Source organism: Catenulispora sp. GP43, assembly GCF_041260665.1.
In the GTDB taxonomy this organism is placed as follows: domain Bacteria; phylum Actinomycetota; class Actinomycetes; order Streptomycetales; family Catenulisporaceae; genus Catenulispora.
In genome coordinates, this window is record NZ_JBGCCT010000008.1 from 193,514 (window position 1) to 208,766 (window position 15,253).

Here is a 15,253-nt window from a genome sequence, read left to right on the forward strand (position 1 = left end):
CGATGTGGGCTCCGTAGACATATTCTCTGAACGCAACGTAGCTTTCAGGCCGTGCTGAACATAGAACCGGCCATTTCCGTCACCGGGCTGCGCAAGTCCTACGGCGACCACCTCGTCCTGGACGGCATCGACCTCACCGTCGCGCAAGGCACCGTCTTCGCGCTGCTCGGCCCCAACGGCGCCGGCAAGACCACCGCCGTCCAGATCCTGTCCACCCTGATCAAGGCCGACGCCGGACGGATCCGGGTCGCCGGGCACGACCTGTCCGAAGCCCCCGACGCCGTGCGCGCCGCGATCGGCGTCACCGGCCAGTTCTCCGCCGTGGACGATCTGCTCACCGGCGAGGAGAACCTGCGCCTGATGGCCGACCTGCTGCACGTCGGCCGAGGACGCCGCCGCCAGATCGTGCACGCGCTGCTTGACCGCTTCGACCTGGCCGACGTCGCGCGCAAGCCGGCCGCCGCCTACTCCGGGAGACTGCGGCGCCGCCTGGACCTGGCCATGACCATGGCCGGCGCACCCCGCCTCATCTTCCTGGACGAACCCACCACCGGCCTGGACCCGCGCAGCCGCCGCGATTTGTGGCAGACGGTGAGGGACCTCGTCGCGAATGACGGCGTCACCGTCTTCCTGACCACGCAGTATCTGGAGGACGCCGACCAACTCGCCGACCGCGTCGCGCTGCTGAGCCGGGGCACGCTGGTCGCCGAGGGCACCCCGGAGGAACTCAAGCGCCTGATCCCCGGCGGGCACATCACCGTGAGCCTCGCCGGCCAGGACGCGCTGACCGTCCAGATCTCCGAGGCCGGAGTCGTCCCGACACTCAGAAGCCTGCTGGACCGGCTCGACGCGCAGGGGGCTGATGTCGCCGGGCTCACGGTGCACACCCCCGACCTCGACGACGTCTTCCTCGCCCTGACCGCCGCCTCCGCGACTGCTCCCGCCGCCGCCACGACCGCCGCCGCCACGACCGCCACCACCGCCACCACCGCCATGAAGGAATCCGCGCGATGAGCGCCACGAGAGCCGTCGCCGACTCCGCGACCATGCTGCGCCGCCAGCTCAAGCACATCCGCCGCTACCCGACCCCGCTGATCACCTACACCGCCGTCCCGGTCGTCTTCCTGCTGCTGTTCGTCTACGTCCTCGGCGGCACCATAAGCGCCGGCGTCGGCGGCAGCCGCGCCGCCTACGTCGCCTACCTCACCCCCGGCATCCTGGCCACCACCATCGCCGGCGCCGCCCAGGGCACCGCCATCGCCGTCGCCATGGACGTCACCGGCGGCATCGTCGCCCGCTTCAAGACCATGGCCATCGCCCGGGTCTCGGTGCTCACCGGACACGTGCTCGGCGCGCTGGTGCAGAACTTCCTGGCCCTGGCCGCGACCATCGCCGCCGCCCTGGCCATGGGCTTGCGGCCGGCGGCCGGCGCGCTGGACTGGCTCGGCGTGGTGGCCGTCCTGGCCATGTTCACCTTCGCCATCACCTGGCTGTCCGTGGCGCTGGCCATGACGGCCGGGAACGTCGGCACCGCCAGCAACCTGCCGATGCCGCTGCTGATCCTGCCGTTCCTGGGCGGCGGCGTCGTCCCGGCCGCCTCGATGCCGCCGCCGCTGCGCTGGTTCGCCGACCACCAGCCCTTCACCCCGGTCATCGAGACGCTGCGCGCGCTGCTCGCCGGCCGGGCCCCCGGCTCGAACCTGGCCGAAGCCGTCGGATGGAGCGCGGCGATCACCCTGTGCGGGTATCTGTGGGCCCGCAGGCGCTACAACGGCTGAGCCCGGAGCGCGCGACCCGTGTAGCCTCATATCAGAGGTGATATTCACCGAGGACGGGGGTTCCTTATGAATGCCGATCAAGAGCACGGCGACAACGTCGAGCAGCCGGACCCGAGTGAGACGTCGGGTGCCGTCGAGCAGCCCGACCCGACCGAGACGTCGGGTGCCGTCGAGCAGCCCGACCCGACCGAGATCTCGGGTGTCGTCAAGCAGCCTGACCCGAGCGAGACGTCGATTGCCGTCAAGCAGCCCGACGCGGCGAGCGAGACGTCGGGTGCCATCACACAGCCGGACCCGGACTGGTCCGGCGGCTGATCGCACGGCCGCCAACCAGTAGCGAACAGCGGCAGGGTGCAGATCCCTCGGGGGATCTGCACCCGTCTCATTAGCCTGACAACCGTACCGAAATGCCGGACTGCTAGCAGCTGAGGCAACCGGGGACCGGGGAATCGTCGGGCTGTGCGTCTTCTGCCCGGGCGGGCTGTGGCGCCACGCCGGCCGTCGCCGCCCGGTGGCTGCCGGCAGTTCCGACGGTCGATTCCGCGTAAGGACCAGCCAGCAAACCGGCGACGGCTAGCAGCGCCGCTGCGGCGGAGATGCAGGTCTTCATGAGTCTTCCTTGTCCTTGTGCTTGTGCATGGGCTTGAGTTCGGGCTCGGGTTCGGTGAGCGGATCGAGGTCGGCGTCTGCGGTACCCGCGTTGAGGTCGGACAGGTAGAGGCCGAGTTGGAAGCGGTTGCGGGCGCCGTAGCGTTCCATCAGCTCGGCGACGGTGTAGGCGATGGTGCGGCGGCTCAGGCCCAGGTGGGCGGCCACCGTGTCGTCGGTGAAGCCCTCGGCCAGCAGGGACAGGACGGCGCGTTCGCGGGGAGTGAGTGTCATCGGGGGTGTCCATCGTTTTCGCGGTGCGATGCCCTGCCGCCATCGCCGCATGTAGAGGTCGAGAAGTCGATGCACCACCTCCGGCGTCGTGATCTCCCAGAAGCCCTGGCGGGGGTCGCCGGGATTGATCGGGGTGAGCGCGGTCGCGCGGTCGATGATGACCAGCTTGGCGGGGAGCTCGGGCAGTTCGCGGTACTGCATCCCCAGGGTGATCAGCTCCTGGGTGAGACCGCCTGACCGGTCCTCCACTGTCGGCGGCACGCCCAGGGAGAACGCCTGGCCGCGCTCGCACAGCAGGCGATCGAGCGGGGCGGCGGTTTTCACCGCCTGGTGGTCGAACGCCGGCTCCGGATTCATGGCCAGGTATTCGCAGCGTTCGGCGACGACCAGTTCTTTGAGCCTGGTGCGGCGGGTGTCGCCGAACAGCGGGCGGATCGTGGTTCCCAGTGCCGCGGACAGATCACCCTCCTCGACGGCGAAGCCTTCCAGGCGGGTCAGCTGCCGCCGCAGGGCATGGCCGGCCACGGCGAGCCGGTGATGCCGCCGGCGCAGGGCGTCCGCGACCACCCCCGGCTCGGCCGCCTTCCACCGGCGGACCGGCCCGCGAGCGGGGTGGCAGCCGCCCACATCGTGAAGCTCCTCGAGTGCCTCCCGAACGTCGCGCACCGGCCACTCCAACGAAACGGCCAGCTGTTCCAGGGTCGGCCCGCCCAAAGCGTTCAACGACCGGTAGACGAGATCCGCTGAGGGCGACAGGCCCCAGCGCATCAGAGATGGTGTCGCGGAACCGCGTGCGACCACGCGTGTATTACCAGGCATGTCGTGCCCCCCGTTGGCTCGGCTCCCAGGACCGCGGGCCAGTGGTGATGACCCGCGGCATAAAGATCATGCCTATCGGTGACCGGGGCGGCAAGGCACACGACCGGCGTTGCAGGAATGTGCAAACCGGCGGCGGTCACCGGATCACCGCGCTCGCATTGCGGGTTTGTGCAACCCGGCCGCCGTCGCGTGACCGCCCCCACGACCTGGTGCCAGTTTTCCCCGGGCCGACGGAACAACGCCCACACCACTTGATCGTCGCTCAGCTCATCCAGGGGGAGCCATGGAATCAGGAACCACGATGGACCACGGGGACAGGCCGGTCTTCGACGCGCGCAGCGTGGTGTTCGACGCCGCGTTCGACGAGAAGGCCGACCCGGACCTCCGTGCCTTCAGACACGCCTACCGCTGGGTGATCGACCAGGTCGAGAAGAACGGGCTCGTCACAACCAGCACCGGCGTGGGCCCCGTGCCGTATCCGATCGCACCCGCCGTGGCCGTCCTGGACCCCGTCGCGGAGCCGGAGATCCAGCGCCGGGTGCTCAGCGTGGTGTCCGCCCTGCACCGCATCCTGCAGGGGTACTCGGAGGACGCCGGACTCCGGGAGTACCTCCAGATCCCTGAGCACCTGGCCAGGTGGGTGGACCGCGATCTCGAACGCGGCCCGGCACGGGTGGACCTGTGCCGGTTCGACCTGGTCGGCGCCTCGCTCGGCAGCCTGCGGGTGCTGGAGTTCAACTGCAACTGCCCCGGCGGACTGCTGTACTCCGGCATGGTCGACACCTACTGGCGTGCCGCACCCGGCATGGACGCCGTCATCTCCGCCTGGGGCGCGCCGCCGAGCCGGATCGAGCACGAGACCTGGTTCGCCGACTGGCTGCTGGGACTGGGCCGGCGGAACGGCGGCGGCCGGGAGCCCGCGGACGTCACGTTGTTCCGCCCCGACCACGGGAACCAGCTCGAACTCGAGCAGATGGCCGCTCAGTTGAGCAGGCTCGGAGTCACCGCGAAGGTGTGCGACGCGACCCGGTACGGCGCGGGCCACGGGCCGGGCGTGGGCTACCTGAAGCATTCGGTCCCGGTCGACGCGGATCCGTCCGCCTGGACGGAATTCTGTGAGGCCGTCGTCACCGGCCGTTTGACCATCCCCTCCGGACTGGCCGGCCGGTGGATCGCCGACAACAAGCTGTGTCTGGCCGTCATGTCCGATCCGAGGTTCGACTCCCTGTTCAAGCCGGAGGAGCGGCAGGCCATCAACGCGCTCGTGCCGTTCAGCCGCAGGTTCGGCGACGGAATCAGCAAGACCGAGGTGCTGGCGAGTCGCGGCGAGCTTGTGGCCAAGCGCGCCTACGGAACGCAGGGGCGGTATGTGGTCGTGGGCCGGGAAGTGACGGCGGAGCGCTGGCAGGACCTGATCCGGAACGAGGCGGGAGGCGACTGGCTCTTCCAGGAGTACGTGCCCACCGGGTCCGTCGGATCGAGTACCGGCGAGCGGTACCGAGACCTCTCGCCCTGCGTCGTCGACGGGGAGATCTGGGGATACGCCTCGCGGATCAGCGGCAATGCCTTGATGAACGTGGCTCAGGGAGGTGCCCGCCAGCCCGTCTTCACGGTCGTACAAGCGGAGGACACTGGCGCTGGGGGCGAGTCGTGAACCCCGCGCTGACCGAGACGGAAGCCGCAAGTCCGTTCACGGCGGCTCATCTGTCCCTCGTCGATCCCGACCATGAGGTGAGCGCCCTGCGGCGGTCCCTCGGCGAGGTTCCGTTCACCTGGGACTCGCATATCCCGCTGGCGCCGATCGTCCTGCGCCGTGAGCTGTACCGCGCCATGACGGACTCGGCGGTGCGCATCCTGGACCTGCTGGACGACGCGGCCCGACGGTTGGGACGCACACCGGCCGAGCGGCTGCGCGCGCTCGGCGTCGATCCCGAGCCGTATCTGGCGGAGAACCCGTTCTTCCTGGACGACCGCGGCGAATCGGACCTGGCTGCCTGCCTCGCCCGCCCCGACGTGCTGATCACCGAGCAGGGGCCCAAGTTCATCGAGTTCAATGTCAGTGCCTCGATCGGCGGCATGGTGCAGACGCATCTGCTGACCGGGCTGTGGGGAGCCGGCGCCTCTGCCGCAGCTGCCGCAGCTGCCGCAGCTTACCCTGAGCCGCTGTCGGCAGTGGCGGCTCTGCTGGTGCGGCTCTCGCGAGATCTCGGCACCGATCCCACCGTCGCGGTGCTGGGCATCACCGAGCACTACGCCCGGCCGAGCCGTGCGGCCTTCCAGATCGAAGCCGCCCACCTGCGCCGCAACGGCGTCGACGCGCGCGTCTTCGACCCGGACGAGCTGGCCACGGAGCTGGCGCGGCGCCGCGGCTTCGGGTGGCGGACGGCCCTGCGGCGCAACGGTGCCTTCCGCTGGCGATCGTCTCCGTTCGGCACCCGGCCTCTGACTGAGCTGATCAGCCGTGGCTGCCTCCTGCTGGCCCCGCAGTCCTCGTACATCCTCGCCGACAAGCGACTGCTCGCCGACCTCTCCGCGGGACCGGAGTGGATGTCGCAGGCTTCCCAGGAGCTCGTTGCCGCCCGGGTGCCCTGGACCCGCAGGGTGGCGGCAGGACCGGTCACCTACCAGGACCACGATGAGGACCTGCCGAACCTGCTGGCCAAAGCAAGGACGCGGTTCGTCCTCAAGCGCGCGACGGGCCGAGCAGGAACAGAGGTCTGCGTGGGCCGGGCCACGGCGCCCGCCGCCTGGGAAGCCGCGATCGGCCAGGCCGTGCGGGCCGGGGACTGGGTGGTCCAGGAATACCTCCAGTCCTGCGCCGCGAAGGTGCCCCTGGCCGACATGCGCAGCGGCGAGGTCGATGTGGTTTCCGTGACGCCCGTACTCGGCCCGTTCATCATCGACGGAAGCCCGGCAGGGTGCTACGTGCGGCACACCGGTGGTCACGACACGCACGTGATCAGCGCGAGCACCTCCCAGGCGCTGCGCAACATCGCTTTGGAGGGCCGGGCATGAGTTCCGGGCAGCGCGATCCGCGCACGATCCGCGATCCGCGCACGATCGTGGCAGTCATGCGGGAGGAGCTGGCCGGCCTTCCCTACTCCTTCGCCCCGTACTGCCCCTTGGAACCGGTGCTCCTGCCGCCCGAAACCCTGAGCGAGCTCGCCCTGGTGTCCGGACAGTTGATGGACCTGCTGATCCGGGTCGCGCTGCACACCGTCCGAACGAGTCCGTCCGTTGCCGTCGGCGGCTACGAAGGCCTGCGGGAACTGTTGCAGAGCCAGGAGATCGAGGAGCGGCACACCGGTCTGATGGCCAGGCCGGACGCGTTGATCACCGAGGACGGTTCGAAGTTCGTGGAGTTCAACATCACCTCGACGATCGGGGGGATGTTCCACACGCGGGCGCTGACTCGGGCGTGGCGCATGACCGCACCGGATTCCTGGCACTTCCCCGGGGCGGACACGGTCACCGCGTTCGCCGAAGCCGTCCTGAAGGCGTGCGCGCTCCGCGGAGCCGAGCGGCTGGTGATCCTCGGCAACCCGAAGCAGGGCCTCGATCCGAACTCGCGCCTCTACTCGGAGCAGGTGAGCGCGCTCACCCGCCACGGGCTCGAGACCAGGTACCTGACGTTCCACGAGTTCGCACGATGCGGCCACCGTTTCGGAGCGCGCACAGCGGTGCTCGTCCGATCCGGCCCGGAGACCTGGCGGAAGGCCGGCTTCGACGCCCGACTGCTCCGAGAGGTCATCGAGGCGGGAGGCCTGCTCATCTCCCCGGTGATCTCACGGCAGGCGGCATCGAAGACGACCCTCGCCCTGCTCTCGCAGGAGCCGCAGTGGCTGACCGGACAAGAACGTGCCCTGGTCCGGCGCCACGTGCCCTGGACCCGGCCGGTGGGTACCGGCCACATCACCTTCCGCGGCGACCGTGCCGCGACCGACGTCCTGTTGAAGCGCCACAAGGACCGGTTCGTGCTGAAGAAGGCCGGCGGACGGGCCGGCCAGGAAGTCCATGTCGGATTGCAGCGGCCCCCCGAGGCCTGGGCGCGGGACGTACGGCTGGCCCTGGCCGACGGTGACTGGGTGGTCCAGGAGTATGTCGCCTCCGCCACGGTTCGAACCAGGGTTCTGGACATGGCCGATGACGCCGTCTTGGACGTCGACGTCGCACCGGTCGTCGGCCACTACCTGTTCGACGGCGAGGCCACTGGCTGCATGGCGCGCTACAACGTCCACGACCCGGTGGGGAAGATCGGTGTCGCGGTCAGCGGTGCGATACGCAACGTCGCGGCCGGCGCGGCGGCAGGGCCGGTCGGGCCGGTCGGGCCGGTCGGCCGCCGCACGGCCGCGACCGCCGATGGGCCGCTCTGATGTCGAGCAGGCCCGTCTCCCTGTGGCGTCAGCGTGACTTCCGGCTGCTGTGGGGCGGGTCGCTGGTCAGCGAGATCGGATCCTCGGTCACCACCATCGCCCTGCCGTTGGCCGCGGTCGAAGTGCTCCGGGCGAGCACCTTCCAGGTGGCCATGCTGTCCGCCGCGACCTCTGCGGCATTCCTGTTGGTGGCCCTGCCCGCCGGTGTGCTGGTGGACCGGGCAGCGAAACGTCCGCTGATGCTCGCCTCCGACCTGCTGCGCGCCGTATTGCTGGCAGCCGTTCCCATCACTGCGGCACTGGGGGTGCTGAGCCTGCCCATCCTGTATGCCGACGCCGTTCTCACCGGAGTCCTCACGGTCGTCTTCGACGTCGCCTATCAGAGTTTCCTGCCGACGCTGGTCGGCCGAGACCGCCTGGTCGAGGCGAACAGCAAGTTCGGCCTACCCTCGTCACTGTCCAACGTCATCGGCCCCAGCCTCGGTGGTTCACTTGTGGCCGCGGTCGGTGCGGCGCAGGCCGTGGTGGTGGATGCGGCGTCCTATGTGGTCAGCGTGTGCACGCTGGCCATGATGCGGACACGCGAGCCGACGAAGCGGACGACCCCCACGCGGACCACATCATCGGTCCGCCAGGACATCGCGGCCGGGTTGTCCTTCGTGGCCCGCCACACGCTGCTGCGTCGTGTGGTCGCCTGCACCGCGTCCTCGAACCTGTTCAATTCCATGCGGACCGCGATCACCGTGGTCTTCCTGGTCCGGGTGCTGCACGCGGCTCCGGGCACCATCGGGCTCGTCTACATGCTCGGCAGCGCGGGCGGAGTGGCGGGCGGCTTCCTGGCCGGCCCGTCGGCCCGCGTCCTGGGCTCGGCGAGGGCGCTCTGGCTGGGAAAGCTGGCCCTGGGCTGGATGGTGCTCGCGATTCCCCTGGCACGGCCCGGGCACGGAGTGTTCCTGGTGTCCTTCGGGGCATTCGTCTCCAGCTTCTCGGTCGTGGTCTTCAACGTGTCCTCGGTCAGCTACCGCCAAGCCGTCTGCCCGCCGGAGCTTCTCGGACGGATGAACGCGAGTATCCGCTGGATCATCTGGGGGACGATGCCGCTGGGCGCGGTTCTCGGCGGGACGCTGGCGACCGCGTTCGGGATCCGGGCCACGTTGACCGTCGCCGTGCTGGGCTCCTGGCTCTCCGTCCTGTGGATCGTGGCATCGCCCCTGCGGGGAATGCGGACCATTCCTGTTCACAGCGCGTACAGCCCTGTGGCCGATTCTCAGGCCGACTCGACGGCGTAGCCCGTGATCAGTGCGCTGATGATGTCCGTCAGCCGTGGCTCGACGTCCACGACCGCGTGGGACAGGGCGGGGTCGGACTCGTAGAACGCGCGGAGCGTCGTGGTCGGCGCGGCCATCTGCCACAGCGCCCCGGCCATCGCCGTCGCGACCGTCACCACGCTGCGCGCCTGGTCCAGCCGCAGCGGTGTGAGGGTGCACAGGAGGACGCCGACCTGCGTGGTCGCGCCGGTGGCGACGGTCTTGAACTCGCGGATCCGCTCCGTGGAGACGTTGCGTTCCAGGTTGAGCGGGGTGTGCGCGAGCAGGTCGCAGAACAGCGGCCGGTCCGTGAGCGAGCGGGCGAGGGTGGCGGCGATCTCCTGCGCGCTCCACTGCCCGCCGCCGGCGGCGGGCTTGTCGAACAGCTTGGGCACCGCGGCCAGCCACTCGGTCCAGGCGTCGGCGGCGAGTTGGAGGAACACGTCCTCGCGCGTCTCGAAGTACCGCAGGATCGCCGACTTGTGCATGCCGACGGCGTCGGCGATGGCGCTCATCGTGACCTCCCGCACGCCCTGTTCGGCGGCGAGCCGGGCGGCGGTGTCCATGATCGCCTGCTGCCGCGCGCGCTTGGCCTCGGGGGTCCGGGCCCGTTCGAACTCGAAATCGGTCACCGCTCCACCTTACGCCTTGCGCAACCGGGTAGTGCAGTCGGGCGGTCGGGGTCATCTTTAGCACAACTAGGTTGCGCTAATAACGAAACCGTGTTGTAGTAGAGCCATGAACACGCAGACGAACCCCAGCACCTGGCTCATCACCGGCTCCTCCCGCGGCTTCGGCCGCGCCCTGGCCGCCGCCGCCCTCCGGGCCGGCGACCGCGTCGTGGCCACCGCCCGCAAGCCCGAACAGCTCGCCGACCTGGCGGCCGAGTACGGCGACCGGATCCTGGCGGTGGCGCTCGACGTCACCGACCCGGCCGCCGCCGAGGCCGCGCTGGCCGCCGGCGTCGAGCGGTTCGGACGGATCGACGTCGTCGTCAACAACGCCGGATACGCCGACCTCTCGCCGGTCCAGACCACCGCCGAAGCCGACTTCCGGCGCCAGTTCGACACCAACTTCTGGGGCGTCTACAACGTCTCGAAGGCCGCGCTCCCGCTGCTGAAGAAGCAGGGCGCGGGCCTGGTGATCCAGTTCTCCTCGGTCGGCGGCCGGGTCGGCGGCACCCCCGGGCTCGGCTCGTACCAGGCGGCCAAGTTCGCCGTCGACGGCCTCACCCGGGTCCTGGCCGCCGAGACCGCGCCGTTCGGCATCCGCTACCTGACGGTCGAGCCCGGCGGGTTCGCGACCGACTGGGCCGGATCCTCGATGGGCGGCGCCGAGATCCCCGAGGAGTACCTCGACACCGTCGGGAAGATGTCGGACCGGCTGCGCGGCGGCACCACGCAGGTCGGCGACCCGGAGCGCGCCGCCGAGATCCTCGTGCGCATCGTGCACGCCGGCACCGTGCCCACCCACCTCGTGCTGGGGGCCGGTGCGGTGCGGCTGGCCCTGGACTACTCCCGGGCCCAGATCGCCGAGGCCGCAGCGTGGCAGGCGGTGTCGAGCTCGGCGGACGCCGGCGCCGAGTACCCGGTGGACCTGCCCGACCTGCCCGACCTGCCCGACCTGCCCGACTTGCCCGACTTGCCCGACCTGCTCGAGGCGAGGCAGTAGCGGCGATCTACGAACAGAACCGATGGAGAAGATCGGCAGGATCGAGGAGAAGGACATGCAACAGCAGTTCACCGACAAGGTCGCCCTCGTCACCGGCGCGGGCTCGGGCATGGGGCGCGCCACCGCGATCCTGCTCGCCGAACGGGGCGCCGCCGTCACCGTCGTGGGGCGCCGCGAGACCAAGCTCGACGAGGTCGTCGCCGAGATCACCGCCGCCGGCGGCCGGGCCCTGGCTGTCCCCGGCGACGTCAGCCGCCCCGAGGACGTCGAGCGCGCGGTGGCCCGCACTGTGGCGGAGTTCGGCGCACTGCACTACGCCGTGAACAACGCCGGGGTGTCCGGCCACTTCGTCCCCCTGCCCGAGATGACCGTCGAGCAGTGGCACCGTACCATCGACATCGACCTCAACAGCCTGTTCTACGGCCTCAAGTACGAGACCCCGGCGATCCTGGAGGCCGGCGGCGGCGCCGTCGTCAACATATCCAGCGTCTTCGCCGACCGCGGCGGACCCACTCCCGAGTACTCCAGCGCCAAGCACGGGATCCGCGGCCTGACCCGTTCGGCCGCGATCGAGTTCGGCCCGCGCGGCATCCGGGTCAACGAACTCCAGCCCGGTGTCATCGACACCGAGATGACGCAGGGGAACCCCGAGGGCGCCCAGAAAGTCGCGGACACCGGCATCCCGCTGCGGCGGACGGGTACCGGCCGCGAGATCGCCACCGCTGTCGCGTTCCTGCTCTCCGATGATGCTTCCTACATCAACGGCAGCCATCTGGCCGTCGACGGCGGGTTCCTGGCCTAAGTCGTCATTCCGACCCTCACCTCCGCGCGCTGTCAGGCCTACGGTCGTAGGATGCCTGCCGAATTCACCGGCGGGCATACCTGCGTAGGACACGGACAACCAGGAAGAAGGCTGACAGCGGATGCCGGACTTCGGCGCGTACCAGTACGAGATCTACTTCGACGGGCTCCGAGGGGTGGTGCCCCGCTTCCCGATGGCCTACGAGGGCTGGGAAGCCGGCGCACAAGCCGCGATGACCCCGTCGGTGTGGTCCTACGTGGCCGGCGGCGCCGGGGACGAGCACACCCAGCGGGCCAACGTCGCCGCCTTCCTGCGCCACGCGCTGATCCCGCGGATGTTCGTCGGCGCCGCCCAGCGCGACCTGTCGGTCTCGATGTTCGGCCTGACCCTGCCCTCGCCGCTCATGATGGCGCCGGTCGGCGTGCTCGGCCTGTGCTGCCAGGACGGACACGGCGACCTCGCGGCGGCGCGCGCCGCCGCGCAGACCGGCGTGCCGATGATCGCCTCGACGCTGTCCGTGGACCCGATGGAGCAGGTCGCCGCCGAGTTCGGACAGACCCCCGGCTTCTACCAGCTCTACACGCCCACCGACCGCGATCTGGCCGCGAGCCTGGTGAGCCGGGCCGAGGCCGCCGGGTTCAAGGGCATCGTGGTCACCCTGGACACCTGGGTCACCGGCTGGCGGCCCCGGGACCTGTCCACCTCCAACTTCCCGCAGCTGCGCGGGCACTGCCTGGCCAACTACACCAGCGACCCGGTCTTCCGCGCCGCGCTGGCCAAGACGCCTGAGGAGGATCCGGGCGGGGCCGTGCTGCACTGGGCCGGGGTCTTCGGCAACCCCCTGACGTGGGACGACCTGCCCTGGCTGCGTTCGCTCAGCTCGCTGCCGCTGATCGTCAAGGGCCTGTGCCACCCGGAGGACGTGCGCCGGGCGCGCGACGGGGGAGTGGACGGCATCTACTGCTCCAACCACGGAGGCCGCCAGGCCAACGGCGGTCTGGCCGCCCTGGACGCGCTGCCTGAGGTGGTCGAGGCCGCCGACGGACTGCCGGTGATCTTCGACTCCGGGGTGCGCAGCGGCGCGGACGTCGTCAAGGCCCTGGCCCTGGGCGCCAGCGCGGTCGCGGTCGGCCGCCCGTACCTGTACGGGCTGGCCCTCGGCGGCCTCGACGGCCTGGTGCACGTCCTGCGTGCCCTGCTGGCCGAGACGGACCTGCTGATGGCCGTCGACGGCTACCCGAGCCTGGCCGATCTCACGCCCGATGCGCTGCGCGGCGTCGCCGGGTAGCCGGGTAGCCGATCCTCTGCTCAGCCGCGCGGATCCACCAGTCCGACGTCATAGGCGATGATCACCGCCTGCACCCGGTCGCGGGCGCCGATCTTCGCCATGGCGCGGCTGACATGCGTCTTCACCGTGGACTCCGAGAGGTGCAGGCGCTGCGCGATCTCGGTGTTGGTCAGCCCGGCCGCCACCACGCGCAGCACCTCCAGCTCCCGCTCGGTCAGCGCGCTCAGCCGCGGATCCTCGGCCGCGCGCCGTTCGCCGCCGGGCATCGCCTTGGCGAACGCGTGCAGCAGCCGCCGGGTCAGCGCCGGGGCGACCACCGCGTCGCCCACGGCCACCGCCCGGATCCCGGCCAGCAGCTCGTCCGGGCGGGCGTCCTTCAGCAGGAACCCGCTGGCCCCGGCCTGCAACGCGGCGTACACGTACTCGTCGAGGTCGAACGTGGTCAGCACCAGGACCCGCGAGCGGCCGCCGGAGGCCGTGATCCGCCGGGTCGCCTCGATCCCGTCCATCCCCGGCATGCGGATGTCCATCAGCACCACGTCCGGGGTCAGCTCCGCGGTCCGGCGCACCGCCTCGATCCCGTTCTCGGCCTCGCCGGCCACGCTCACGCCGGGCTCGGTCTCCAGCACCATGCGGAAACCCATCCGCTGCAAGGGCTGATCGTCGACGATCAGGACACTGGTCATCGCCCCGGTCACGCCTGCCCGGCCGGAACCAGCGGGAACTGGGCGGCGACCGTCCAGCCCCCGGCCTCGTTCGGCCCGGCCTCGGCCCGGCCGCCGGCCAGCGCCGCCCGCTCGCGCACCCCGGCCAGGCCCTGCCCGCCGGCCCGCGCCGAGGCGGGCACACTCCGGGCCGCCCCCGCCGGGCCGCTGTCGGCCACGCTCATCCGCAACGACTCCGCATCCGCCTCGATCACCACGTCGACGCTGGTGTCGGGCCCGGCGTGCTTGAGACTGTTGGTCAGTGACTCCTGCACGATCCGGTAGATCGCCGACTGCAGGCTGCGCGGCAGCGCCGCGGTCTCGCCGCTGGCCCGGCACGACACCCGCGGCCCTGCCGAGCGCGTGCGCTCCAGCAGGTCCGAGATGTCGGCGACACCGGGCTGCGGAGCGAACGCTTCCGGGCCGAGGCCGCCGAAGCCGCCCGCACCGCCGAAGCCGCCCGCACCGCCGAGGCTGCCCACGCCCCCGATGCCGCCCAAGCCGCCCAAGCTCCCCGCGCCCCCGATGCCCTCGATGTCCCCGGGCCCGTCACGGCTCTCCTCGACCCGGTCCTCGCGCAGCGCGCCCAGCGTGCGCCGCAGATCGGCCAGCGACTGCCGGCTGGTCTCGGCGATCAGCTCGAACACCTCCCGGCCCCGATCCGGATGCGCCTGGACCTGGCGCGCGCCGCCGTCGGACAGCCCGATGATCACCGCCAGGCTGTGCCCGACGATGTCGTGCGTCTCCCGGGAGAACCGGGCCCGCTCGGCCAGCACCGCCAGCCGGGCCCGCTGCTCGCGCTCCTGCTCGGCGTGGTCCGCGCGCTCGGCCAGCGCCGCCAGCTGGGCCTGCCGCTCGCGGGCCATCAGACCCAGCGCCGCGCTGGCCACGATCCCGGTGGCCAGGAAGAACAGCGAGACCAGGATCGGGCCCTGCACCGGCGCCATCCGGTACACCAGCACGACCAGGCTCGGCACGATCGCGGCCAGCGCCACCCGCAGCGTGGTCATCGAGCGGTATCCGGCCACCGTGTACAGGCAGACCATCCAGCTGATGTCGCTGGCCGAGCTCAGGGCAGCGGCCCACTCCACGGTGCAGGACACGAGCACCACCGAGTACACGGCCACCGGCGCCGCACGCCGCCAGATCAGCGTCGCGGACGACACCACGGAGGTGACCGCCAGCAGCGGGGAGGCGTGCAGCAGTTCCGAGCCCTGGCCGGCCTGCGCGGGCAGCAGCGTGAGCAGGAAGACTGACAGGGCCAGGACCACGTCCTGCCGGTAGGGATGCCCGCGGAACGCCGCCTGGACCCGGCGTGCCGCCCTCGGCCATTCGAAGCCGGGCGTGACGGGTCTGGGTGCTGCCGAGGGGTCCGGCGCCGGATCGGCCGCTGGGGCCGCCGCCGTCGTAGCAGCTGTCGCGGTCGTCGCGCCCGCGGCCGTCGCAGATCCCGCAGTCGTAGCGCTGCCGTGCCTCACCAGGAGGTCCACCATGGTTCTCCGTCACCTCCGGATGGCCGATGAGCTGGCCCGAAGCACGACGATAGTCGAAGGCGCGAGTACCCGTCGTCCGCCTTGAGGATGGGCCGGGCCCGGTACCGCGGTGCCACACGTCCGGGCGAATCCGGCA

The 15,253-nt window shown here is 70.9% G+C and carries 14 protein-coding genes; 10 read left to right on the forward strand and 4 right to left on the reverse strand.

Going from position 1 to position 15,253, the window contains the following annotated elements:
* The first annotated feature begins 51 nt into the window (after positions 1-51).
* The 3 genes from ABH926_RS18500 (at position 52) to ABH926_RS18510 (ending at position 2,093) form a co-directional block, all read left to right on the forward strand.
* Entirely contained in the window at positions 52-1,014 is a 963-nt protein-coding gene (locus tag ABH926_RS18500; protein ID WP_370366894.1) for an ATP-binding cassette domain-containing protein, read from the forward strand.
* Entirely contained in the window at positions 1,011-1,778 is a 768-nt protein-coding gene (locus tag ABH926_RS18505; protein ID WP_370366895.1) for an ABC transporter permease, read from the forward strand. Before ABH926_RS18500 ends, ABH926_RS18505 begins: the two co-directional genes overlap by 4 nt.
* A gap of 66 nt (positions 1,779-1,844) precedes the next feature.
* Complete coding sequence (locus ABH926_RS18510) at positions 1,845-2,093, forward strand: hypothetical protein (RefSeq protein WP_370366896.1); 249 nt, start codon at positions 1,845-1,847, stop codon at positions 2,091-2,093.
* A gap of 291 nt (positions 2,094-2,384) precedes the next feature.
* On the opposite strand, the gene ABH926_RS18515 is transcribed toward ABH926_RS18510, so the two are convergent.
* Complete coding sequence (locus ABH926_RS18515; RefSeq protein WP_370366897.1) at positions 2,385-3,461, reverse strand: LuxR C-terminal-related transcriptional regulator; 1,077 nt, start codon at positions 3,459-3,461, stop codon at positions 2,385-2,387.
* 301 nt (positions 3,462-3,762) lie between these two features.
* On the opposite strand from ABH926_RS18515, the gene ABH926_RS18520 reads away from it, so the two are divergent.
* From ABH926_RS18520 to ABH926_RS18535, 4 genes are read left to right on the forward strand one after another with little or no spacing between them, the layout of a single operon-like run.
* Positions 3,763-5,133, forward strand: a complete 1,371-nt coding sequence (locus tag ABH926_RS18520; protein ID WP_370366898.1) for a hypothetical protein — start codon at positions 3,763-3,765, stop codon at positions 5,131-5,133.
* Positions 5,130-6,494, forward strand: a complete 1,365-nt coding sequence (locus ABH926_RS18525) for a hypothetical protein (protein ID WP_370366899.1) — start codon at positions 5,130-5,132, stop codon at positions 6,492-6,494. The genes ABH926_RS18520 and ABH926_RS18525 overlap by 4 nt, the downstream gene beginning before the upstream one ends.
* Positions 6,491-7,852, forward strand: coding sequence for a hypothetical protein (locus ABH926_RS18530; RefSeq protein WP_370366900.1), 1,362 nt, complete (start codon positions 6,491-6,493; stop codon positions 7,850-7,852). Before ABH926_RS18525 ends, ABH926_RS18530 begins: the two co-directional genes overlap by 4 nt.
* Complete coding sequence (locus ABH926_RS18535; protein ID WP_370366901.1) at positions 7,852-9,141, forward strand: MFS transporter; 1,290 nt, start codon at positions 7,852-7,854, stop codon at positions 9,139-9,141. Before ABH926_RS18530 ends, ABH926_RS18535 begins: the two co-directional genes overlap by 1 nt.
* Here the strand turns inward: ABH926_RS18535 and ABH926_RS18540 are convergent.
* Entirely contained in the window at positions 9,120-9,791 is a 672-nt protein-coding gene (locus ABH926_RS18540) for a TetR/AcrR family transcriptional regulator (RefSeq protein WP_370366902.1), read from the reverse strand. The genes ABH926_RS18535 and ABH926_RS18540 overlap by 22 nt on opposite strands.
* Before the next feature lie 106 nt (positions 9,792-9,897).
* Between ABH926_RS18540 and ABH926_RS18545 the strand changes: the two genes are divergently transcribed.
* The 3 genes from ABH926_RS18545 (at position 9,898) to ABH926_RS18555 (ending at position 12,920) form a co-directional block, all read left to right on the forward strand.
* Positions 9,898-10,830 carry an SDR family NAD(P)-dependent oxidoreductase gene (locus ABH926_RS18545; protein ID WP_370366903.1) on the forward strand — a complete coding sequence of 311 codons (933 nt, stop codon included), beginning with the start codon at positions 9,898-9,900 and terminating at the stop codon, positions 10,828-10,830.
* Between the two features lie 22 nt (positions 10,831-10,852).
* Positions 10,853-11,632 carry an SDR family NAD(P)-dependent oxidoreductase gene (locus tag ABH926_RS18550; protein ID WP_370366904.1) on the forward strand — a complete coding sequence of 260 codons (780 nt, stop codon included), beginning with the start codon at positions 10,853-10,855 and terminating at the stop codon, positions 11,630-11,632.
* 121 nt (positions 11,633-11,753) lie between these two features.
* On the forward strand, positions 11,754-12,920 hold the full coding sequence (locus ABH926_RS18555) for an alpha-hydroxy-acid oxidizing protein (RefSeq protein ID WP_370366905.1): 1,167 nt from the start codon (positions 11,754-11,756) through the stop codon (positions 12,918-12,920).
* A gap of 20 nt (positions 12,921-12,940) precedes the next feature.
* Here ABH926_RS18555 and ABH926_RS18560 read toward each other — a convergent pair whose 3' ends face one another.
* On the reverse strand, positions 12,941-13,606 hold the full coding sequence (locus ABH926_RS18560; RefSeq protein ID WP_370366906.1) for a response regulator: 666 nt from the start codon (positions 13,604-13,606) through the stop codon (positions 12,941-12,943).
* 8 nt (positions 13,607-13,614) lie between these two features.
* Entirely contained in the window at positions 13,615-15,117 is a 1,503-nt protein-coding gene (locus tag ABH926_RS18565; protein WP_370366907.1) for a sensor histidine kinase, read from the reverse strand.
* Positions 15,118-15,253 lie beyond the last annotated feature (136 nt).